Source organism: Vibrio sp. MA40-2 (genome assembly GCF_047302445.1).
Lineage (GTDB): Bacteria > Pseudomonadota > Gammaproteobacteria > Enterobacterales > Vibrionaceae > Vibrio.
This window is the reverse complement of sequence record NZ_CP178628.1, coordinates 658,559-677,644: the sequence shown is the minus strand read 5'-3', so window position 1 is coordinate 677,644 and position 19,086 is coordinate 658,559. Positions and strand designations below refer to the sequence as shown.

General features: G+C 41.4%; 27 protein-coding genes. 18 read left to right on the top strand and 9 right to left on the bottom strand.

Translation table 11 applies throughout. The features are described from left to right. Window positions 1-134 precede the first annotated feature (134 nt). From rplN to rplQ, 17 genes are all read left to right on the top strand, one after another. Window positions 135-506, top strand: a complete 372-nt coding sequence (gene rplN / locus ACLKML_RS10650) for a 50S ribosomal protein L14 (protein ID WP_017036074.1) — start codon at window positions 135-137, stop codon at window positions 504-506. A gap of 14 nt (window positions 507-520) precedes the next feature. Continuing rightward, a complete protein-coding gene (rplX, locus tag ACLKML_RS10645; RefSeq protein WP_317718098.1) occupies window positions 521-838 on the top strand; it encodes a 50S ribosomal protein L24 in 318 nt (105 codons plus the stop codon). Between the two features lie 23 nt (window positions 839-861). Then, window positions 862-1,401: a 50S ribosomal protein L5 gene (gene rplE / locus ACLKML_RS10640; RefSeq protein WP_317718097.1), complete on the top strand. Its 540-nt coding sequence runs from the start codon at window positions 862-864 to the stop codon at window positions 1,399-1,401. A 17-nt stretch (window positions 1,402-1,418) separates the two neighbouring features. After that, on the top strand, window positions 1,419-1,724 hold the full coding sequence (gene rpsN / locus ACLKML_RS10635; protein WP_317718096.1) for a 30S ribosomal protein S14: 306 nt from the start codon (window positions 1,419-1,421) through the stop codon (window positions 1,722-1,724). Between the two features lie 29 nt (window positions 1,725-1,753). Next, the gene (gene rpsH, locus ACLKML_RS10630; protein WP_317718095.1) at window positions 1,754-2,146 is read left to right on the top strand and encodes a 30S ribosomal protein S8; all 393 of its coding nucleotides are present in this window, start codon (window positions 1,754-1,756) and stop codon (window positions 2,144-2,146) included. A gap of 12 nt (window positions 2,147-2,158) precedes the next feature. Next, window positions 2,159-2,692: a 50S ribosomal protein L6 gene (rplF, locus tag ACLKML_RS10625; RefSeq protein ID WP_413285307.1), complete on the top strand. Its 534-nt coding sequence runs from the start codon at window positions 2,159-2,161 to the stop codon at window positions 2,690-2,692. A gap of 9 nt (window positions 2,693-2,701) precedes the next feature. Then, complete coding sequence (gene rplR / locus ACLKML_RS10620) at window positions 2,702-3,055, top strand: 50S ribosomal protein L18 (RefSeq protein WP_317718093.1); 354 nt, start codon at window positions 2,702-2,704, stop codon at window positions 3,053-3,055. A gap of 15 nt (window positions 3,056-3,070) precedes the next feature. Continuing rightward, window positions 3,071-3,577: a 30S ribosomal protein S5 gene (gene rpsE, locus ACLKML_RS10615; protein ID WP_272131972.1), complete on the top strand. Its 507-nt coding sequence runs from the start codon at window positions 3,071-3,073 to the stop codon at window positions 3,575-3,577. Between the two features lie 7 nt (window positions 3,578-3,584). Further along, a complete protein-coding gene (gene rpmD, locus ACLKML_RS10610) occupies window positions 3,585-3,761 on the top strand; it encodes a 50S ribosomal protein L30 (RefSeq protein ID WP_195706529.1) in 177 nt (58 codons plus the stop codon). A 5-nt stretch (window positions 3,762-3,766) separates the two neighbouring features. After that, complete coding sequence (gene rplO, locus ACLKML_RS10605; RefSeq protein ID WP_413285306.1) at window positions 3,767-4,201, top strand: 50S ribosomal protein L15; 435 nt, start codon at window positions 3,767-3,769, stop codon at window positions 4,199-4,201. A 20-nt stretch (window positions 4,202-4,221) separates the two neighbouring features. Continuing rightward, the gene (secY, locus tag ACLKML_RS10600) at window positions 4,222-5,556 is read left to right on the top strand and encodes a preprotein translocase subunit SecY (RefSeq protein WP_413285305.1); all 1,335 of its coding nucleotides are present in this window, start codon (window positions 4,222-4,224) and stop codon (window positions 5,554-5,556) included. Window positions 5,557-5,599: 43 nt separating this feature from the next. Further along, the gene (gene rpmJ, locus ACLKML_RS10595; RefSeq protein WP_000868186.1) at window positions 5,600-5,713 is read left to right on the top strand and encodes a 50S ribosomal protein L36; all 114 of its coding nucleotides are present in this window, start codon (window positions 5,600-5,602) and stop codon (window positions 5,711-5,713) included. Between the two features lie 148 nt (window positions 5,714-5,861). Continuing rightward, a complete protein-coding gene (gene rpsM, locus ACLKML_RS10590; protein ID WP_272131843.1) occupies window positions 5,862-6,218 on the top strand; it encodes a 30S ribosomal protein S13 in 357 nt (118 codons plus the stop codon). A 21-nt stretch (window positions 6,219-6,239) separates the two neighbouring features. Beyond that, entirely contained in the window at window positions 6,240-6,629 is a 390-nt protein-coding gene (rpsK, locus tag ACLKML_RS10585; RefSeq protein ID WP_171754181.1) for a 30S ribosomal protein S11, read from the top strand. Window positions 6,630-6,661: 32 nt separating this feature from the next. After that, on the top strand, window positions 6,662-7,282 hold the full coding sequence (rpsD, locus tag ACLKML_RS10580; protein WP_272131842.1) for a 30S ribosomal protein S4: 621 nt from the start codon (window positions 6,662-6,664) through the stop codon (window positions 7,280-7,282). 23 nt (window positions 7,283-7,305) lie between these two features. Then, window positions 7,306-8,298, top strand: a complete 993-nt coding sequence (locus ACLKML_RS10575) for a DNA-directed RNA polymerase subunit alpha (protein WP_413285304.1) — start codon at window positions 7,306-7,308, stop codon at window positions 8,296-8,298. Between the two features lie 26 nt (window positions 8,299-8,324). Next, a complete protein-coding gene (gene rplQ, locus ACLKML_RS10570; RefSeq protein ID WP_171754184.1) occupies window positions 8,325-8,711 on the top strand; it encodes a 50S ribosomal protein L17 in 387 nt (128 codons plus the stop codon). Between the two features lie 129 nt (window positions 8,712-8,840). Here rplQ and ACLKML_RS10565 read toward each other — a convergent pair whose 3' ends face one another. The 3 genes from ACLKML_RS10565 to ACLKML_RS10555 all read right to left on the bottom strand — a co-directional run bounded on the left by ACLKML_RS10565 (window position 8,841) and on the right by ACLKML_RS10555 (window position 11,631). After that, window positions 8,841-10,109, bottom strand: coding sequence for an O-acetylhomoserine aminocarboxypropyltransferase/cysteine synthase family protein (locus ACLKML_RS10565; RefSeq protein ID WP_413285303.1), 1,269 nt, complete (start codon window positions 10,107-10,109; stop codon window positions 8,841-8,843). A gap of 137 nt (window positions 10,110-10,246) precedes the next feature. Then, a complete protein-coding gene (locus ACLKML_RS10560; RefSeq protein WP_413285302.1) occupies window positions 10,247-10,744 on the bottom strand; it encodes a DUF2780 domain-containing protein in 498 nt (165 codons plus the stop codon). A 266-nt stretch (window positions 10,745-11,010) separates the two neighbouring features. After that, window positions 11,011-11,631, bottom strand: a complete 621-nt coding sequence (locus ACLKML_RS10555) for an FKBP-type peptidyl-prolyl cis-trans isomerase (RefSeq protein ID WP_413285301.1) — start codon at window positions 11,629-11,631, stop codon at window positions 11,011-11,013. A 200-nt stretch (window positions 11,632-11,831) separates the two neighbouring features. On the opposite strand from ACLKML_RS10555, the gene ACLKML_RS10550 reads away from it, so the two are divergent. Then, complete coding sequence (locus ACLKML_RS10550) at window positions 11,832-12,446, top strand: LysM-like peptidoglycan-binding domain-containing protein (RefSeq protein WP_413285300.1); 615 nt, start codon at window positions 11,832-11,834, stop codon at window positions 12,444-12,446. Window positions 12,447-12,466: 20 nt separating this feature from the next. On the opposite strand, the gene ACLKML_RS10545 is transcribed toward ACLKML_RS10550, so the two are convergent. The 6 genes from ACLKML_RS10545 to ACLKML_RS10520 form a co-directional block, all read right to left on the bottom strand. Continuing rightward, window positions 12,467-12,919, bottom strand: a complete 453-nt coding sequence (locus tag ACLKML_RS10545; RefSeq protein WP_413285299.1) for a GNAT family N-acetyltransferase — start codon at window positions 12,917-12,919, stop codon at window positions 12,467-12,469. A 128-nt stretch (window positions 12,920-13,047) separates the two neighbouring features. Beyond that, window positions 13,048-15,009, bottom strand: a complete 1,962-nt coding sequence (gene cpdB, locus ACLKML_RS10540; RefSeq protein ID WP_413285298.1) for a 2',3'-cyclic-nucleotide 2'-phosphodiesterase — start codon at window positions 15,007-15,009, stop codon at window positions 13,048-13,050. Between the two features lie 314 nt (window positions 15,010-15,323). After that, window positions 15,324-16,229, bottom strand: a complete 906-nt coding sequence (locus ACLKML_RS10535) for a TIGR03899 family protein (RefSeq protein WP_413285297.1) — start codon at window positions 16,227-16,229, stop codon at window positions 15,324-15,326. Window positions 16,230-16,574: 345 nt separating this feature from the next. Beyond that, window positions 16,575-17,099 (bottom strand): DUF3299 domain-containing protein, encoded by a 525-nt coding sequence (locus ACLKML_RS10530; protein ID WP_413285868.1) that lies wholly within the window; start codon window positions 17,097-17,099, stop codon window positions 16,575-16,577. Between the two features lie 14 nt (window positions 17,100-17,113). After that, window positions 17,114-18,373: an ABC transporter permease gene (locus ACLKML_RS10525; RefSeq protein ID WP_413285296.1), complete on the bottom strand. Its 1,260-nt coding sequence runs from the start codon at window positions 18,371-18,373 to the stop codon at window positions 17,114-17,116. After that, a complete protein-coding gene (locus tag ACLKML_RS10520) occupies window positions 18,370-19,086 on the bottom strand; it encodes an ABC transporter ATP-binding protein (protein WP_413285295.1) in 717 nt (238 codons plus the stop codon). The genes ACLKML_RS10525 and ACLKML_RS10520 overlap by 4 nt, the downstream gene beginning before the upstream one ends.

Below are 19,086 nucleotides of genomic sequence, written 5' to 3'. Positions count from 1 at the left end.
GCTCCAAATTATTTTTGGGGCCGCTTGTTTTTTGTCTACCCAATTGCAAAAAAGGGTGGTACAATTCGCAGCCCTTGTAAAAGGGGCAGCCCGACCCGAGAGGGTCTAGTATTAATTTTTAGCGGAGCACTAACATGATCCAAATGCAAAGTACACTCGACGCTGCGGACAACTCCGGCGCTCGTAGAGTAATGTGTATTAAGGTTCTGGGTGGCTCTCACCGCCGTTATGCACATATCGGAGACGTCATCAAAGTTACTGTTAAGGAAGCAATTCCTCGCGGTAAAGTAAAAAAAGGTGATGTTCTGAAGGCGGTGGTAGTTCGCACCCGTAAAGGCGTACGTCGCCCTGACGGTTCTGTCATTCGCTTCGACCGTAATGCTTGTGTATTGTTAAATGACACTACTGAGCAACCAGTCGGTACACGTATCTTTGGTCCAGTGACTCGTGAACTTCGCAATGCGAAATTTATGAAAATAGTCTCTCTGGCACCAGAAGTTCTGTAAGGAGCGGCAACAAAATGGCAGCTAAAATCCGTCGTAATGACGAAGTAATCGTTCTTGCTGGTAAAGACAAAGGCAAGAAAGGTAAAGTAACTAAGGTTCTAACTACTGGTAAAGTAATTGTTGAAGGAATCAACCTTGTTAAGAAACACCAAAAGCCGGTTCCGGCTCTAGGTCAACAAGGTGGCATCGTTGAACAAGAAGCAGCTATTGATGCTTCTAACGTTGCAGTCTTTAACGCTACAACTGGTAAAGCAGACCGTATCGGTTTCCGTATTGAAGATGGTAAGAAAGTTCGTTTCTTTAAATCTAATGACGAAATCGTTTCTAACTAATAGAAGTAATTTGGAGTTCTACTATGGCGAAACTGCATGATTACTACAAGTCGTCTGTAGTCGCTGAATTGACCAAAGAATTCAGCTACTCAAGCGTCATGCAAGTCCCTAGGATTGATAAAATCACCCTAAATATGGGCGTTGGTGAAGCAATCAACGATAAAAAACTGCTGGAAAACGCAGCTTCTGATATGGCGATCATTTCTGGTCAAAAGCCACTTATCACTAAAGCGCGTAAATCTGTTGCAGGTTTTAAAATTCGTGAAGGCTACCCAATTGGTTGTAAAGTAACCTTGCGTGGCGAACGTATGTGGGATTTTTTCGAGCGTTTGATTTCTATCGCTCTTCCACGTGTACGTGATTTCCGTGGTGTTAGCGCTAAGTCTTTTGACGGACGCGGTAACTACAGCATGGGCGTTCGCGAGCAAATCATCTTTCCGGAAATCGACTACGATAAAGTCGATCGTGTGCGCGGTCTTGATATTACTATCACGACAACCGCTGCAAGCGACGAGGAAGGCCGTGCTCTGCTGGCTGCCTTTAACTTCCCATTCCGCAAGTAAGGTGAAGGGTTACTGTTATGGCTAAACAATCAATGAAGGCACGTGAAGTAAAACGTGCAAAGCTTGTAGCTAAGTTTGCTGAAAAGCGTTCTGAGCTTAAAGTTATTATCAGCGATATTAACGCATCTGAAGAAGATCGTTGGAATGCAGTTCTTAAATTGCAGTCTCTTCCACGTGATTCGAGTGCATCTCGTCAGCGCAACCGTTGCAACCAAACTGGTCGTCCACACGGTTACCTACGTAAGTTCGGTCTTAGTCGCATCAAGGTTCGTGAAGCTTGTATGAAAGGCGAGATTCCTGGACTTCGTAAGGCTAGCTGGTAATTGCCACTTAATCATTTGGAGTAAATATTATGAGCATGCAAGATCCGATTTCGGATATGCTGACCCGCATTCGTAACGGTCAATCAGCAAATAAAGTTGCTGTTAAAATGCCTTCTTCAAAGCTTAAAGTTGCAATTGCTACTTTATTAAAAGCTGAAGGTTATATTGTTGACTTCGCTGTTGAAGGCGAAGTGAAACCAGAGCTAGAAGTTACTCTTAAGTACTTCCAAGCTAACCCTGTAATTGAGCAAATCCAACGTGTTTCACGTCCTGGTCTGCGCGTCTATAAAAATAAAGACTCGCTACCATCTGTGATGGGCGGTTTGGGTATTGCTGTAGTGTCCACTTCCAAGGGTCTTATGACCGACCGTGCTGCTCGCAAGGCAGGTCTTGGTGGTGAAATTCTCTGCTACGTAGCTTAATAGGAGTAGATCATGTCTCGTGTCGCAAAAGCACCAGTCTCTATTCCAGCAGGCGTAGAGGTGAAATTGAACGGCCAAGAAATCACTGTAAAAGGTGGTAAGGGTGAACTATCTCGCGTTATTAATAACGCAGTAATAGTCGCACAGGAAGACGGCAACTTAACTTTCAACCCAGTTGAAGGTGTGTTTAAAGCGAATGCACAAGCAGGTACTGCTCGTGCACTAGTAAATAACATGGTTGTTGGTGTTACTGCAGGCTTTACTAAGAAGTTAGTTCTTAAAGGTGTCGGTTATCGTGCTGCTATTAAAGGCAACAACGTAAACCTAACTCTTGGCTTCTCACACCCTGTAGAGCATGCTCTACCTGAAGGTATTAAGGCTGAATGTCCAAGCCAAACTGAAATTGTCCTAACTGGTTGTGATAAACAACTTGTTGGTCAAGTTGCAGCTGACATTCGTTCTTACCGTGAACCTGAACCTTATAAAGGTAAAGGTGTTCGTTACGCAGATGAATATGTGCGTACTAAAGAAGCTAAGAAGAAGTAAGGTAACACTATGGATAAGAAAGCATCTCGCATCCGTCGTGCTACACGTGCACGTCGTAAGATTGCAGAACTTCGCGTAACTCGCTTAGTTGTACACCGTACTCCACGTCATGTGTATGCGCAGGTAATTGCCGCGAATGGCTCTGAGGTTATTGCCTCAGCTTCTACTGTAGAGAAGTCAATCCGTGAGCAAGTGAAGAATACTGGTAACGTAGACGCCGCTAAAGCAGTAGGTAAAGCTATTGCAGAGCGTGCTATCGAAAAAGGCATCTCTGGTGTTGCATTCGATCGTTCTGGTTTCCAATACCACGGCAGAGTGGCGGCGCTAGCAGATTCTGCTCGCGAAGCTGGTCTTAAATTCTAAGGTAGGGTTTGGAAGATGGCTAAAGAACAACAACAAGCTCAAGCTACAGATTTTAACGAAAAGTTAATCGCTGTTAACCGTGTTTCAAAAACGGTTAAAGGTGGTCGAATCTTTAGCTTTACTGCGCTAACAGTAGTTGGTGACGGTAATGGTCGTGTTGGTTTCGGTTACGGCAAAGCTCGTGAAGTACCAGCTGCGATTCAAAAAGCAATGGAAAAAGCACGTCGTAATATGGTTACGATCGCGCTAAACGACGGCACATTACACCACGCGGTGAAAGGTCGTCATACTGGCTCTAAAGTTTACATGCAGCCAGCAGCAGAAGGTACAGGTATCATCGCCGGTGGTGCGATGCGTGCAGTACTAGAAGTTGTTGGCGTTCACAACGTTCTTGCGAAAGCATACGGTTCTACGAACCCGATCAACGTTGTACGCGCGACTATTGATGGTTTGAGCGGCATGAAGTCACCAGAAATGGTTGCAGCCAAACGTGGTCTAACTGTTGAATCTATTTCGGAGTAAGAACACGATGGCAACTATTAAAGTAACTCAAACTAAAAGCTCAATCGGTCGTTTACCTAAGCACAAATTGTGCTTGAAAGGTTTAGGCCTTCGTCGCATCAACCATACGGTTGAACTTGAAGACACTCCATGTATTCGTGGTATGGTCAATAAAGTTCGCTATATGGTTAAAGTTGAGGAGTAATCAGAATGCGTTTGAATACTCTACAACCGGCCGCGGGTTCTAAGCCTTCTAAGAAGCGCGTAGGTCGCGGTATCGGTTCAGGCCTTGGTAAAACAGGTGGCCGTGGTCACAAAGGTCAAAAGTCACGTTCTGGCGGCACTGTTCGTCCAGGTTTTGAAGGCGGTCAAATGCCTTTAAAACAACGTCTACCAAAATTCGGTTTCACTTCTCGTAAGAGCCTAGTGAGTGCTGAAGTTCGTCTAGGTGAACTAGCGAAAGTAACGGGTGATGTTGTAGATTTAAACAGTCTTAAAGCGGCTAACGTCATCACTAAGAACATCGAATTTGTTAAAGTTGTTCTTTCTGGTGAATTAAGCAAAGCGGTAACTGTTAAAGGTCTACGCGTGACTAAAGGCGCTAAAGCTGCTATCGAAGCTGCAGGCGGTAAAATCGAGGAATAATCTCGAAGGTTGAGGTACAGATGGCTAAGAAACCAGGACAAGATTTTCGTAGTACTCAGAGCGGCTTAGCTGAACTGAAGTCGCGCTTACTATTCGTAGTAATAGCGTTATTAGTATTCAGAGCCGGTTCTTTTGTACCGCTACCTGGAATTGACGCAACTGTACTTGCCGATTTGTTCGAACAGCAAAAGGGTACTATCGTAGAAATGTTTAACATGTTCTCCGGTGGTGCTTTAGAGCGTGCATCTATATTAGCACTGGGTATCATGCCGTATATTTCGGCATCAATTGTTATCCAGTTGCTAACTGTAGTACATCCAGCGTTAGCTGAACTCAAGAAAGAGGGTGAAGCAGGGCGTCGTAAGATTAGCCAATATACACGTTATGGCACGCTTGTTTTAGCTACATTCCAAGCTTTAGGTATCGCAACAGGCTTACCAAACATGGTCGACAATCTGGTCGTTATCGACCAAACCATGTTTACCCTGATTGCAACTGTAAGTTTAGTAACTGGTACCATGTTTTTGATGTGGTTAGGTGAACAAATTACTGAGCGTGGAATTGGCAACGGTATTTCGTTAATTATTTTCTCGGGTATCGTGGCTGGATTGCCTTCGGCAATTGGACAAACAATCGAGCAAGCGCGTCAAGGTGAATTGCACGTACTTCTTCTGTTGTTTATTGCAGTATTATCTTTCGCTGTGATTTATTTCGTTGTTTTCATGGAGCGTGGTCAACGTCGTATCGTCGTTAATTACGCAAAACGTCAACAAGGTCGTAAAGTTTTCGCAGCGCAAAGCACACACTTGCCACTTAAGATAAACATGGCTGGTGTTATTCCTGCAATATTTGCATCGAGCATTATTTTGTTCCCAGGAACATTAGCTCAATGGTTAGGCCAAAATGGTGAAAGCGCAACCTTCGGTTGGTTAACTGATGTGTCGCTAGCTTTAAGCCCAGGTCAACCGTTATATGTAATGCTTTATGCATCAGCGATTATTTTCTTCTGTTTCTTCTATACGGCGTTAGTATTTAACCCGAGAGAAACAGCAGATAACTTGAAGAAGTCTGGCGCTTTCGTACCAGGCATCCGCCCAGGTGAGCAGACAGCGAAATATATCGATAAAGTAATGACTAGATTAACCTTAGCTGGTGCTCTATATATTACCTTTATCTGTCTGATTCCCGAGTTTATGATGGTCATGTGGAACGTACGTTTCTACTTTGGCGGTACATCACTACTAATTGTAGTTGTTGTCATCATGGACTTTATGGCACAGGTACAGACTCATCTGATGTCACAACAGTATGATTCTGTGTTGAAAAAAGCGAATCTTAAAGGTTACGGTCGCTAGTTTAGCGATTACATCTTTAGATTCCCATTTACGGAGTTTAGCAATGAAAGTTCGTGCTTCCGTTAAAAAAATCTGTCGAAACTGTAAAGTTATAAAGCGCAACGGTGTTGTGCGTGTAATTTGCAGCGAACCAAAGCATAAACAACGCCAAGGTTAATTTGACAGAAATTTTTACTTGAAATGTAAAGGTTGGTCGAGTATATTGCTCGGCCTACCTTTTGCGTGCAAAAGAAGTAGTAAACCGCAACGTATCCTCTACGGGCTTTGTTGCGGATAATTTCTTATATAAGTACTAGGAGTGAATAGTGGCCCGTATAGCTGGCATTAACATTCCTGATCAAAAGCATGCTGTAATCGCGCTTACTGCGATTTACGGCGTTGGTAAAACTCGCGCACAGGCTATTCTAGCTGGCGTAGGTATTGCTGAAAATGTCAAGATCAGTGAACTAACTGAAGAGCAGATTGATCAACTGCGTGATGGTGTCGCCAAGTACACTGTAGAAGGTGATCTACGTCGTGAAGTCTCGATGAACATCAAGCGTCTTATGGACCTTGGCTGTTATCGCGGTCTTCGTCATCGTCGCAGTCTACCACTACGTGGACAGCGTACTAAAACCAACGCTCGCACCCGTAAGGGTCCGCGCAAGCCGATCAAAAAATAATCGGATAAGGTAGAGAGTACAATGGCAAAACAACCAACACGCGCTCGTAAGCGCGTACGCAAGCAAGTAGCTGATGGCGTAGCGCACATTCATGCTTCTTTCAATAATACAATCGTTACGATTACCGACCGTCAAGGTAATGCATTAGCTTGGGCTACTGCTGGCGGGTCAGGTTTCCGTGGTTCTCGTAAGTCTACTCCTTTCGCAGCACAGGTTGCAGCAGAAAGAGCAGGCGAAGCGGCCAAAGAATATGGCCTTAAGAACTTGGAAGTTATGGTTAAGGGCCCAGGTCCTGGTCGTGAGTCAACTATCCGCGCGTTAAACGCAGCTGGATATCGCATCACTAATATTGTTGATGCAACTCCGATCCCTCATAACGGTTGTCGTCCACCTAAAAAACGTCGCGTATAACGTTACGTTTCTAGGAATATTGGAGAAGAATCATGGCAAGATATTTGGGTCCTAAGCTAAAGCTTAGCCGTCGCGAAGGTACTGACTTATTTCTTAAGTCTGGTGTCCGTGCGATAGATACCAAGTGTAAAATTGATAACGCACCAGGTGTGCACGGTGCTCGTAAAGGCCGTCTATCTGAATATGGCGTTCAGCTTCGTGAGAAGCAAAAAGTTCGTCGTATGTATGGCGTTCTAGAAAAACAATTCCGTAACTACTACAAAGATGCTGCACGCCTTAAAGGCAACACAGGTGAAAACCTGCTTCAGCTTCTTGAAGGTCGTCTTGATAACGTAGTTTACCGCATGGGCTTTGGCGCAACTCGCGCAGAAGCACGTCAATTAGTTAGCCACAAAGCTATTCTAGTTAACGGTAAAGTTGTAAACGTTCCTTCTTTCAAAGTTGCGGTTAACGATGTTGTTTCAATTCGTGAGAAAGCTAAACAGCAATCTCGCATAAAAGCAGCTATTGAAGTTGCTGAACAACGCGAAAAACCAACTTGGATTGAAGTCGATGGTGGCAAAATGGAAGGAACATTCAAGCGTATGCCTGAACGTTCAGATCTGTCAGCTGACATCAACGAACACTTGATCGTCGAACTTTACTCTAAGTAAGGTTAAACTAAAGAGAGGACACAATGCAGGGTTCTGTAACAGAATTTCTTAAGCCACGTCTTGTTGACATCGAACAGATTAACACGACACATGCGAAAGTAACTCTTGAGCCATTAGAGCGTGGCTTTGGCCATACTCTAGGTAATGCGCTTCGCCGTATATTACTATCTTCAATGCCGGGTTGTGCCGTGACTGAAGTAGAAATCGAAGGCGTTTTGCATGAGTACAGTACTAAAGAAGGCGTTCAAGAAGATGTTCTTGAAATTCTTTTAAACCTTAAAGGTTTGGCTGTACGCGTTGCCGAAGGCAAAGATGAAGTGTTTATTACACTGAACAAGTCAGGCTCAGGCCCTGTTGTTGCAGGTGACATCACCCACGATGGTGATGTAGAGATCGCTAACCCTGAGCACGTTATTTGTCACCTAACGGATGACAATGCTGAAATCGCTATGCGTATTAAAGTAGAACGTGGTCGTGGTTATGTTCCGTCTTCTGCTCGTATTCATACTGAAGAAGATGAGCGTCCTATTGGTCGTCTGCTTGTTGACGCTACTTACAGCCCAGTCGATAAAATCGCCTATTCTGTAGAAGCTGCACGTGTAGAACAACGTACCGATTTGGATAAGCTTGTTATCGATATGGAAACGAATGGTACTCTAGAACCTGAGGAAGCTATCCGTCGTGCAGCTACAATCCTAGCTGAACAATTGGATGCGTTCGTAGATCTTCGTGATGTACGTGTACCTGAGGAGAAGGAAGAGAAGCCAGAATTCGATCCGATCCTACTGCGTCCTGTAGACGATCTTGAACTAACAGTTCGCTCTGCTAACTGTTTGAAAGCAGAAGCGATTCACTACATCGGTGATCTAGTACAGCGCACTGAGGTTGAGCTACTTAAAACGCCAAACCTTGGTAAAAAATCTCTTACAGAGATTAAAGACGTACTTGCTTCACGTGGTCTTTCTCTTGGCATGCGCCTAGAGAACTGGCCGCCAGCGTCAATCGCTGAAGATTAATCGATACTAGTTAGAAGGATTAGGTCATGCGCCATCGTAAGAGTGGTCGTCAACTCAACCGCAACAGCAGTCATCGCAAAGCGATGTTCAGCAACATGGCTAGCTCTCTTGTTCGTCACGAAGTTATTAAAACTACCGTGCCTAAAGCAAAAGAACTACGTCGCGTAATTGAGCCTTTGATTACATTAGCTAAGACAGACAGTGTTGCTAACCGTCGTCTAGCATTTGCTCGCACTCGTGATAACGAAGTTGTAGCAAAATTATTTAATGAACTAGGCCCGCGTTTCGCGAGTCGTCAGGGCGGATATACTCGCATTTTAAAATGTGGTTTCCGTACAGGTGATAAAGCTCCAATGGCATACATTGAGCTTGTAGATCGCCCAGAAGCTTCTGAAGAAGCGGCTGCTGAATAAGTTGTTAAAAAAATAAAAAGCCGAGCGTAATGCTCGGCTTTTTACTTTCTACTATGGCTACTAGGATCTGATGAATATACGATTCGAAGGTGCCATTACTTAGCACCTCCCTCCTAGATATTGCTGAGTTTAAGCACTTAATGCTTGCTCCAAATCAGCAACAATATCGTCGATATGTTCAATACCAACCGATAGCCGGATCATTTCAGGACTGACGCCTGCTTGTTTTTGTTCTGCTTCATCAAGTTGTCTATGGGTTGTTGACGCTGGATGACACGCTAAAGATTTAGCATCACCAATATTAACTAATCGTTTAAATATTTGTAATGCATCATAAAATCGTACGCCAGCATCATAACCATCTTTTAAGCCAAATGAGAGAATCCCCGAAGGCTTACCTTGCATGTATTTGGTGCTAAGTTGATTGTATGGTGAATCAGCGAGACCCGCGTAGCTTACCCAGCTCACCTTTTCATGCTTTTGTAAAAATTGTGCGACTTTTATAGCGTTTTCACAGTGTCTTTCCATACGTAATGATAATGTTTCTAAACCTTGCATAAGCATAAAGGCATTCATTGGTGAAAGTGCTGAACCAGTATTACGCAGTGGAACCGTTCTTGCTCGACCAATAAAGGCTGCTGGTCCAAATGCATCGGCGTAAACAACCCCGTGATAAGAAGGCTCGGGCTCATTTAACTGTGGGAAACGATCTTTGTGTTCAGCCCATGGGAATTTGCCTGAGTCGATAATTATTCCACCTAGCGTTGTTCCGTGTCCGCCAACATATTTAGTTAATGAGTGAACCACTATATCTGCACCAAATTGGATAGGTTTGCAAACCGCTGGTGTTGCGACTGTATTGTCAACAATAACAGGAACTCCTTGGGCATGGGCTAGTTCAGAGAGCTTCTCTAAATCAATAATATTGCCAGCAGGATTACCAATCGATTCACAATACACAGCTTTAGTGTTGTCATCTATCAACTCAGCTAAGCTTTCAGGTTTATCATCTTTAGCAAAACGAACTTCAATGCCCATGTTTGGCAGCATATGAGCAAATAATGTATAGGTGCCGCCATATAGTTGCGGTGTTGAAACAATATTATCGCCAATTTTGGCTAGTGTTAGAATGGCGTAATGAATTGCTGAACTGCCCGAGCTTACCGCTAAACCAGCAATACCGCCTTCAAGTGCGGCCATACGCTTTTCCAGCACATCGTTAGTTGGGTTCATGATCCGTGTATATATATTACCCGGAACATCTAAATTAAATAGATCTGCGCCATGTTGTGCATTGTCGAATTCATAAGCAACGGTTTGATAAATAGGGGTCGCAACAGATTTAGTTGTAGGGTCTGTGTCGTAACCAAAGTGGATAGATAATGTTTCATCTCTCATTTTATTCTCTCTTGTTCTTCCTTGATATAGGAACAACAGAATCGCATAAATAGAAAGTAATAAACAAGTGATTAGGTAGGTGATTGATATTTTGTGTGAGCTAAATTCGCCTAGTAGACGAATTTAGTCAATTGAAATTACTGCCAGAGTGAACCTAATGAACTTAACAGCCCACTTGATGCACCTTGTTGTGTCAAATATTCAAGTAACACTGGTGCATATTCCGTTACCATAGACGCATCTAAACCGAGTTTAGCGAACATGTCGGTGACCGCACTCATATTGTTAGCCATACCAAGTAAACCCGTAGCAGAACCAGTTAGGCTACTCATTCCTGGAATTAAACTACTGAGTTCGCTCGATTCGCTACTAGATAGTGAGTTTGATGCTAACGCCAATAATGCACCGGCTCCACCTGTTGCTTGTTCAGGTGATACATTTAATTGATTCGTGAGCGTACTAATTATCGATGAACTGTCTTGCTGAGTGGCTTCTCCTATAAGGCCAGAAGCAAGTGATTTTGCTGCGTCCGTATCGATTTTTGTATCCGAATCCGAACCGAGCCCAAACAGAGCATGGCTTGGCATTGATATTAGTAGTGTTGCTGCTACCGTGATTAATTTGATTTTATTCACGTTTTATCTCCATTAAAAAAATTATTATACCAATAATTTGAAGTTCAATAGTATAGCTGGGTAGTAACAAAAAGTTATTAGCAAGATGAGTTATATATAAGACTTTTAGTTAATTTATAGCATTTAAAAATGCAAGTGACTTAAGTTATAAGTCGTAACTGGTTAGATATTGATATCGTTGAAGGAAAAGAGTGCAGTTTGATTTTTTGTTTCAAAATTTATAGTTAGCGGTGCAAATACCGCTAACTAATCATAATTTAAATAACTTAAAGTATAGCAAGTAATTCAACTTCAAATACTAATGCTGCATAAGGAGGGATTGCTGCTCCTGCGCCGCGTTCACCGTAGGCCAGATCTTGTGGGATATATAGTTTCCACTTAGAACCTACAGGCATAAGTTGTAATGCTTCTACCCAACCTTGAATAACACCAGTTACAGGGAATTCCGCAGGTTGACCACGTGAAACTGAGCTGTCGAAGACAGTACCATCAGTTAATTGGCCGTGATAGTGAACACGCACTTGTTTGTCCGATGACGGAATTTCGCCAGTACCTTGAGTAATGACTTCGTATTGAAGACCTGATTCAAGAACGGTTACTTCTGAACGAAGAGCATTGTCTTTTAGAAACGCTTCACCGTCAGCGGCTGCGGCTTTTGATACTTCAGCACGCGCGGTTTCAGCGCGAGTGTGGATTTCTTGAAGCGCAGCGTTAATGTCGTCAACTTCGATTTCTGGCATGTCACCAGTAAGTGATGTTGCAATGCCTTTGGCAATAGCATCAACGTTAAGACCTTCCAAGCCACTTCCAGCAAGTTGTTGACCCATTTGCAAACCAATACCATAGCTTGCTTTTTGTTCTACTGTTTCCAATTTGATGTCAGACATCTCTTCTCTCTTAATTATGTTTGAGGTAAATAAGTTCGACAGGATACCAGTAATAGCCTACATAAGAAACTATCGAACGGCATGCGATTAATGACTATCTTGTATTGGTTGAAAAATCTATAATTGAATAATCGAAATTGATTTTTATGTTGTTAATAATCATTATATTGTTGTGTTGAAACGTATAGGGAGCCAGTTCAATGAATCGTCGAAATAGGAACAAAAATAAAACTAGCCTGTTTGATCGTATTCAAAAAAAGGTTACTCAATTTCGCACTAATTCTGAATCTGCAGACATTGGTTCAGATAATGTAGAGCAATCTCAGCCACGCTCAGGAATAAAATTCTGGGCTAACTTGCCTAAGTTTCATCAACGAGCATTGATGATCTTGTTTCCTATCGTAATAGTTCTTATCTTATTGCCTGTCCCGAATATGAACTCTTCACCTACTCAAACCTCAGTGGTTGAAGTTGATTCGACTCGTAAAGAAGTTGCAATAGAAACCGTATCATTGAGTGAAGAAGGGAATAACAAACCAAGAGTGACTAAAACAGAGCAATGGCGAGAGTACGTGGTGCAAAGTGGTGATACGTTAGCCAAAGTTTTTCGAGCAAACAACCTACCGATGGCAGATCTAAACGCATTAGTAGATATAGAAGGATTAGACAAGCCATTAAGTAAAATTCGCGAAGGCCAACTGATTCGTTTTAAGTTAGCGCCTGAAGGTCACTTGGATATTTTACAGTTAGAAAAATCTGGCACGTCGGTTATGTTCTTCCGTTTATCTGATGGTGGATATGGTAGAAGTAAATAGTAAATAAGTTTAACCGTTGTTTATCTTTCTAATCTCATATCCACATGAGGAATTCCATCTTCAAGATAAGAATCGCTATAGCTTTTAAACCCATGTTGTTGATAAAAATTTAGTAAATATTCTTGGGCTTGAATGTCAATGTCGTGTTCTGGCCATAAAAGATGGCACTCTTCTAATGCTCGTTTCACCAACATGTGGCCTAAATTTTTCTTTCTGGCAGTTGCTTTTACTGCGATTCTTCCAATTGAAACATTGTTAAAATGTAGGCCAGGTTTCATTAATCTGGCTACGGCAACTATTTCATCATCTTCGTATCCTATTAGTTGATACACACCTGTGAGCAGGTCTATACCGTCTAGATCTGGGTAAGGGCAGTTTTGTTCAACGATAAACACATCAACTCTAACCTTTAGTATTTCATATAACTGTTTGGTACTTAATTGTTCTAAAGGGAGTCTTTGCCAAGTTATCATACGGTGCTCTCTGAATGGTTAGATAATAAAATGCTTTAGTTTATTAAAGAGAGCAGGTCTTGAAAAGTCAAAACCTGCTCAGTTCTCGGTACTATTGGTAGAACAATAGTGGCTTTATAGGACCATGGTTATTTTTGTAAATTAATACGGTACACAGCAAAGCCTACATCATCTGTCGCTACTCTTTCCATTGGGTACTGACCTTTTTGTTGCACAAATTCGGTCGCTTTTTCTGTTGGTGATGTTTCAAAGCGAATATCCAATGTTTGCTCGCTCACTATTGGAGCAAAAGACCAATTGTTGTCAGCACTTGGTGTTACTTCACCTTTTTCTTTGCTTACCTCACTAATATAAGCCGCTAGAATACTACGGTTTTCGTCTGGAGAGTCAAACGCAACAAACTCTGCCCCAGTTCCGGCGAATTTGGCACCATATGCTCGGTAGTTGTTACTGGCAATGATAAACTCTTTTGACATATCCACGGCTTTACCTTGATAAGTTAGGTTTACAATCCGTTGAGAGTTAGGGTTAATCACTTTACAACTGCCGTCATATTTTGCTGGTTGAGTGAGGTCGACTTGATAATTTACGCCATCAATGACATCAAAGTTATATGTGCGGAAGTCATCCCAGTTAATTAATGATTGTGGGGCTGAGCTAGTTGCATCTATTTGGTTAAATTGTCCAGCAGAACATTCCAACCACTCTTTTACTTCTTTGCCTGTCACTTTAAGTGCAACCAATGTATTTGGATATAAATATAAATCCGCAGCATTACGGAATGTTAATTGGCCAGATTCAACTTCGGTATAACCAGACGGATCATTTTTACGTCCGCCTGCTTTAAACGGTGCAGCGGCAGATAACACTGGAAGGCCATCTAAATCTGGGTCGCCTTGGATAAATTTTTCTACGTAGGCTTTTTGTGCGGCATTGACGATTTGAATGGTTGGATCGTCTTGTACGAGTGCCAAATAGCTATACATTACATCATTAGCCTGACCAATCGGTTGATTAACAAATTCGAGAGTGGCGGAGTGATCGGCTTCTAGTGCTTTGACGATTGATGGATCATTGGCAGCAAGAGATGTTTTTGCTTTATTGTCGTAAATTGCACGAGCTTCAGATTGACTATCTACAACGTTCCATTCACCGTTATTTTTATCGAAGTTAAGTTCAAGATCCATTATCCCAACGTGGCTTCCCCAACGACCCGGCATGACGGCACTAACACCGTTAACGGTTCCTTTTTTATTATCTACGCCTTGAATTCCATCAAACCCCTTACCTGGAAATACTGAATGGGAGTGACCAAACGCAATAGCATCAATGCCTTCTACTTCTGATAAGTAGATTACTGAGTTTTCAGCCCCTTTTCTGTAAGGGTCTTTAGATATACCGGAGTGCGGAATTGCTACGATTATATCTGCGCCTTGTGCTTTCATTTCTGGGACAAATTTTTCAGCAGTCTGTTTTATATCTTTAGCAATAACCTTACCACTAAGGTTTTTTTTATCCCAAGTAAGTATTTGTGGTGGGGTAAAACCAATGTAACCAATGCGAATAGAGCGAGGGAATCCGTCTGAATCTCTAAAGGAATAGTCTTTGATAATGTATGGTGTGAAATAGTTTTGGCCGGTTGAACTGTCATAAACATTTGCATTTATATACGGAAAATTTGCGTCGTTTACTGATTCGGCAAGAAAATCTAAACCATAATTAAATTCGTGATTACCGAGGTTACCAACCTCATAACCTAGTTGGTTCATTGCTTTATATACAGGATGAATTTCACCCGGAATAATGCCTTTTGAAGCCATATAGTCGGCCATTGGGCTACCTTGAATAAGGTCACCATTATCGACAAGAACGCTATTTTTGACTTCACTTCTTGCTTGTTTAACGAGTGTTGCTGCGCGTGACAAACCAATTTTTTCAGAGGCCTTGCCTTTATAATAATCAAAGGCATAAGCGTTACCATGAATGTCAGTTGTTTCTATTATTCGTAGGTTAATTGTTTGTGCATAAGCAGAACCGGACAAAGTTAATATGCCAGATAAGACCGCAAGAGAGAGTGGTTTAATGCTCATCGAATAACTCCATTTCGTATTGAATTTGGGATGCTGGTGTATAAGCCTAATTGGTTAGGGCTATTAGATTATATAGTTCATCCATCGTTGATATGTCGAACTTATCAGATTTTCATGAAACATTTGTTGTCATTAACTCACAAAATGTGATGTTGGTTGGATAAATGTTGTGTTTTTGTACACTTTATCTCTTTTTCAACAATCTAGATTCAATTTAAATCAGGATTAGTTATTTTGAGTAAAGTTCTTCTAAAGAGTAAGACGGATGGATAGAAAATGGATTTTAATGGCATTAAACCACTTAGTCTATGGCGTTAAACCACTTGGTTTATAGTGTTTTTTACTTCGGTTTGAATGGTGAACTTTTGGGCCAGCAAACTAACCAGTTGATCAAAATATTTCATGTTAGGTTTATTGCCTAATAATTTACACAACTCATTGCCAACCGGACTCAACCGATAATACAGTAGTCGGCTACCTTTTCCTGTTGGTTGCAGTGAGATTATTTTTCCTTGATAGTTCAATGTTAAGGCAGGATCGAACTCGATTTCGCCTGATTCCAATTCAGTGCCAATGACTAGACCTAATTCAACTAATAGTAGAATACTAGAATAGGGCAGATGATAACTACCTAGGTTTATTGTTTCTTCAATATCACGCTTGGTCAGCGAAAATAATCCGGTTTGAGTTCTATATCCAATGAGTAGTTTTTTATTGTTATCCCCATTGCCAAAACTACAGGATAATGATGCTGCTTTTTGCAAGAATTGCGCTTCTTTAGGCGTCATGTCTTTCAATACCTTGAGCGCTTTAACGGACGTTGAACCAGGATTAGTGACTTCAAGTTTAAGTATTTGGGCCCACAATTTCTGCATTGAAGTATTATGGATGTCTTGTGCCATATCAAAAAATCGATTAAGCCAGTCTTGGTCCGGATCACCAGAGGCTTCGTCATTACAAAAGGTATGAGAGTATTGAATTATTTTTTCTAGGTTGTTTTGTCTTTGTTCTCTTCTTTGTTTGTCTCTATTCAACGCTCTTTCTAACGTTGATTTTTCAGGTTTAGTCGATTTTAACTTTGCGTCTAACCCATAAATTTCAGCAATACTTTTTATTCTACTGCCACTGTCTTTGATGTAAGTGGATTTTTTATTGGAATGGCTATTTTGTGGATCGGAATGATTTTGATGAATCGTCACGGATGTTTTGTGTCCAGCCATACCACGTAGTCCTATTTAAATATAATCATCAAAAATGTAACGTGTTATGGCGTTATATGCCACTGATTTAGTCATTATCGGGTTGTTTTGTTAACTAGGCATCTGTTTCGCTTTCATTAGGATTGAAAATTTAGCGGTATAAATACCGCTGAATTATTCGTTTTATTGGATTATTCTGCTACTATTTGATAATGAAATGTTAAATTTGTTAAATGATTGGAGGTCGCAGTGGCGCAACCACACAATAGTAAGTTTAAAAGACAATTGTCTACGACATTACTTTTTGTTGTTTATGTCGCAGTCTTGGCCTACCTATCTAATTTTTTAGTATAAAAAACTTAGAGGCTACTGATCGTCATAGGCTTCTAGAGCCATTCCATCGATAACGTAACCAACTTCGGCTAGCTCATGATTAACTGTTTCTGTCTTTAATGTCCCAACAATGTAAACCACATCCCAAAGCTCTTGAATAGGTGCACCTTCTTTAAAACGGACGTAGATTAATTGATTTGGTGGCGGTGGTGGTACATGAATACAAGCACCTAAAAAGGGAACTAATAAGAATTCAGTGACCATTTTATCATCCCCTTCCAACGGAATGACAAATCCTGGTATTTTAACCATACTCCCGTTGAGTTCTTGTCTGACTCCGCCTAAGGTTGATTGTGCTGGAGCATCTTGAGTATGATCGAGTTGTAAAGGCATTCCTACGCTGTCAACTAAGTTTCTTTCGTTTTCAGGAATAAGATCGATCCATTCTAATTGCAGTATCTCCGATGGATCTATTTGCTCTGACTGACTATTTGAACTCGCTTGGATTGGTAGCGATAACATACCCAAGCAACATATAAGTAACATTAATTTAGACATTTTTTCCGCCATGTTTATATCCTAATGGTCATGCCATCAGAGAGTGATTTTCGATATGCACTGAATGCAGGAATAAAACCAATGATTATTCCCGCGAGTTGAACAAGCGCGAGTAACATCCATTCGTGGCTGCTCAATATTGATAATTCAATATTTATACCATACATCTGTTGAATAATAGGCTGAGCAAGTGCAAGCAAAGAATACAATCCAAGTATACCAGCAAGTATTCCAACAAACGTTAATGCACTGGCTTCACTGATTAACAGGATAAATATGTGTTTTGGTCTAGCCCCCATTGCTCGTAAAATAGCCATTTCTCTGCGTCGTTCTTGTAAGCTGGTAAGTAAACTACTTAGCATACCTAATAATCCCGCAACGACAACAAATCCAGATACTGCCATTAATGCTTTTTCGGCTATCGACATCATTCCCCACAACTCTTGAAGAGCGATACCAGGCAAAATAGCGCTGAGAGGTTCTTTTTTATAGGTATTTATCTGTCGTTGTAAAGTAAATGTATGAATTTTTGATTTTAACCCGAGCAGAACAGCGGTGATTTGCTTGGGTTGAAAAGTTTGTTGTTGCAAAATTTCAGCATCTGGTGTGTTGCCTAAGTTGGCACCAGACTCCCAGCCAACATGTATTGCCTCTATGGCTTCTAAGGAAACATGTACTGTTTTATCTACAGGAGTACCTGTTGGTTCGAATATACCGACGACTTTAAAAGGCAAATTATCATGACGGCTAAAGGCTACATCGCTAATACCATGTGCGATGATAATTTCTGAACCTATTTCGTAGCCCAATTCTTTGGCTACATCTGATCCTAGTACGGTTTCAAACAGGTGATTAAATGGTCTTCCCTGTTGTAGGGTTAGTGGCTGCTTACTACCATATCGAAAGTGCTCAAAATAATCTTGGTTAGTACCCATTACTCTGAAACCCTTGTGAGAATCTCCCAGAGAAATCGGTATTGCCCAGTCGACGGAACGTTGTTGGCTTAATTCTTCAAAGCTCTTCCAATCAATATTTGCCGTGGCATTACCAATACGGAATACCGAATACAATAATAAGTTAACTGAGCCAGAACGAGCTCCAACAATCAAATCTGTGCTAGAGATGGTATTGGCGAAACTACTTTTAGCCTGAGTTCGTATTCTTTCAACGCCCATCAATAATATAACGGAAATTGCGACGGTTAAAATGGTGAGTAGGGCGGTTGCTTTTCTGTTTGCTAGGCTTTTCCATGCTAACAGTGCCATGGTCTTCATTTGGTCTCCTTAGCAAGCGCTCGCGCTTGTTTGTTTAACTGGTTGAGATGGATACTTTTATTAAACAAAGGTTCTAAGGTGGGATCATGGCTTACAAAAATGAGGGTTGAATTAGCTTGCTTGGCCTCTTCCATTAATAATTCGATAAATGCGCTACGATTGTCAAAATCTAAAGCAGAAGTAGGTTCATCTGCTATTAACAGTTCTGGTTGGCCAATTAGTGCTCTAGCTGCGGCAACCCGTTGTTGCTGACCAATACTAAGTTCAATAATTGGTTTATGGAGTAGATTTGTATCCAAATGTAAGCGATCTAATAAATGCATAGCCTTTACTTTTAGATCTCCTGCCACATTTTGCTTGCGAATTTTAGAAAAATGACAGGGCAAAATGACGTTGTCAATAACCGATAAATAAGGCAACAAATTGAATTGTTGAAAAATATAGCCAATGTGATCGGCTCTAAACTTATCTCGTTGATTTTGTTTAAGTAATGAAATATCGGTTTCTAGTATTTGTACTTCTCCTTGTTGAGGAGAAATAATTCCGGTTAACAATCCAAGTAATGTAGACTTTCCGCTACCACTGGGACCTTTTATAAATACATGCTCATTTCGGTTTATCTCTAGCAAATTGAATTTGAGAGTGGGAGTCTGTTGCTCTGCCCAACTGAACTCAATGTCAGACAAAGACACTACTTTTTTGGCTGTGTTCAT

Bases quoted from the DNA above. Each gene is read 5' to 3' on its own strand.
- rpmJ (WP_000868186.1), top strand. From the start codon at position 5,600: ATGAAAGTTCGTGCTTCCGTTAAAAAAATCTGTCGAAACTGTAAAGTT.
- rplE (WP_317718097.1), top strand. From the start codon at position 862: ATGGCGAAACTGCATGATTACTACAAGTCGTCTGTAGTCGCTGAATTG.
- rplF (WP_413285307.1), top strand. From the start codon at position 2,159: ATGTCTCGTGTCGCAAAAGCACCAGTCTCTATTCCAGCAGGCGTAGAG.
- rplR (WP_317718093.1), top strand. From the start codon at position 2,702: ATGGATAAGAAAGCATCTCGCATCCGTCGTGCTACACGTGCACGTCGT.
- rpmD (WP_195706529.1), top strand. From the start codon at position 3,585: ATGGCAACTATTAAAGTAACTCAAACTAAAAGCTCAATCGGTCGTTTA.
- ACLKML_RS10565 (WP_413285303.1), bottom strand. From the start codon at position 10,109: ATGAGAGATGAAACATTATCTATCCACTTTGGTTACGACACAGACCCT.
- ACLKML_RS10520 (WP_413285295.1), bottom strand. From the start codon at position 19,086: ATGAACACAGCCAAAAAAGTAGTGTCTTTGTCTGACATTGAGTTCAGT.
- rpsH (WP_317718095.1), top strand. From the start codon at position 1,754: ATGAGCATGCAAGATCCGATTTCGGATATGCTGACCCGCATTCGTAAC.
- rpsD (WP_272131842.1), top strand. From the start codon at position 6,662: ATGGCAAGATATTTGGGTCCTAAGCTAAAGCTTAGCCGTCGCGAAGGT.
- rplX (WP_317718098.1), top strand. From the start codon at position 521: ATGGCAGCTAAAATCCGTCGTAATGACGAAGTAATCGTTCTTGCTGGT.
- ACLKML_RS10555 (WP_413285301.1), bottom strand. From the start codon at position 11,631: ATGTCTGACATCAAATTGGAAACAGTAGAACAAAAAGCAAGCTATGGT.
- ACLKML_RS10550 (WP_413285300.1), top strand. From the start codon at position 11,832: ATGAATCGTCGAAATAGGAACAAAAATAAAACTAGCCTGTTTGATCGT.
- ACLKML_RS10525 (WP_413285296.1), bottom strand. From the start codon at position 18,373: ATGAAGACCATGGCACTGTTAGCATGGAAAAGCCTAGCAAACAGAAAA.
- rplO (WP_413285306.1), top strand. From the start codon at position 3,767: ATGCGTTTGAATACTCTACAACCGGCCGCGGGTTCTAAGCCTTCTAAG.
- ACLKML_RS10575 (WP_413285304.1), top strand. From the start codon at position 7,306: ATGCAGGGTTCTGTAACAGAATTTCTTAAGCCACGTCTTGTTGACATC.
- rplN (WP_017036074.1), top strand. From the start codon at position 135: ATGATCCAAATGCAAAGTACACTCGACGCTGCGGACAACTCCGGCGCT.
- ACLKML_RS10530 (WP_413285868.1), bottom strand. From the start codon at position 17,099: ATGTCTAAATTAATGTTACTTATATGTTGCTTGGGTATGTTATCGCTA.
- secY (WP_413285305.1), top strand. From the start codon at position 4,222: ATGGCTAAGAAACCAGGACAAGATTTTCGTAGTACTCAGAGCGGCTTA.
- rpsN (WP_317718096.1), top strand. From the start codon at position 1,419: ATGGCTAAACAATCAATGAAGGCACGTGAAGTAAAACGTGCAAAGCTT.
- rplQ (WP_171754184.1), top strand. From the start codon at position 8,325: ATGCGCCATCGTAAGAGTGGTCGTCAACTCAACCGCAACAGCAGTCAT.
- rpsK (WP_171754181.1), top strand. From the start codon at position 6,240: ATGGCAAAACAACCAACACGCGCTCGTAAGCGCGTACGCAAGCAAGTA.
- rpsE (WP_272131972.1), top strand. From the start codon at position 3,071: ATGGCTAAAGAACAACAACAAGCTCAAGCTACAGATTTTAACGAAAAG.
- ACLKML_RS10535 (WP_413285297.1), bottom strand. From the start codon at position 16,229: ATGGCTGGACACAAAACATCCGTGACGATTCATCAAAATCATTCCGAT.
- ACLKML_RS10545 (WP_413285299.1), bottom strand. From the start codon at position 12,919: ATGATAACTTGGCAAAGACTCCCTTTAGAACAATTAAGTACCAAACAG.
- cpdB (WP_413285298.1), bottom strand. From the start codon at position 15,009: ATGAGCATTAAACCACTCTCTCTTGCGGTCTTATCTGGCATATTAACT.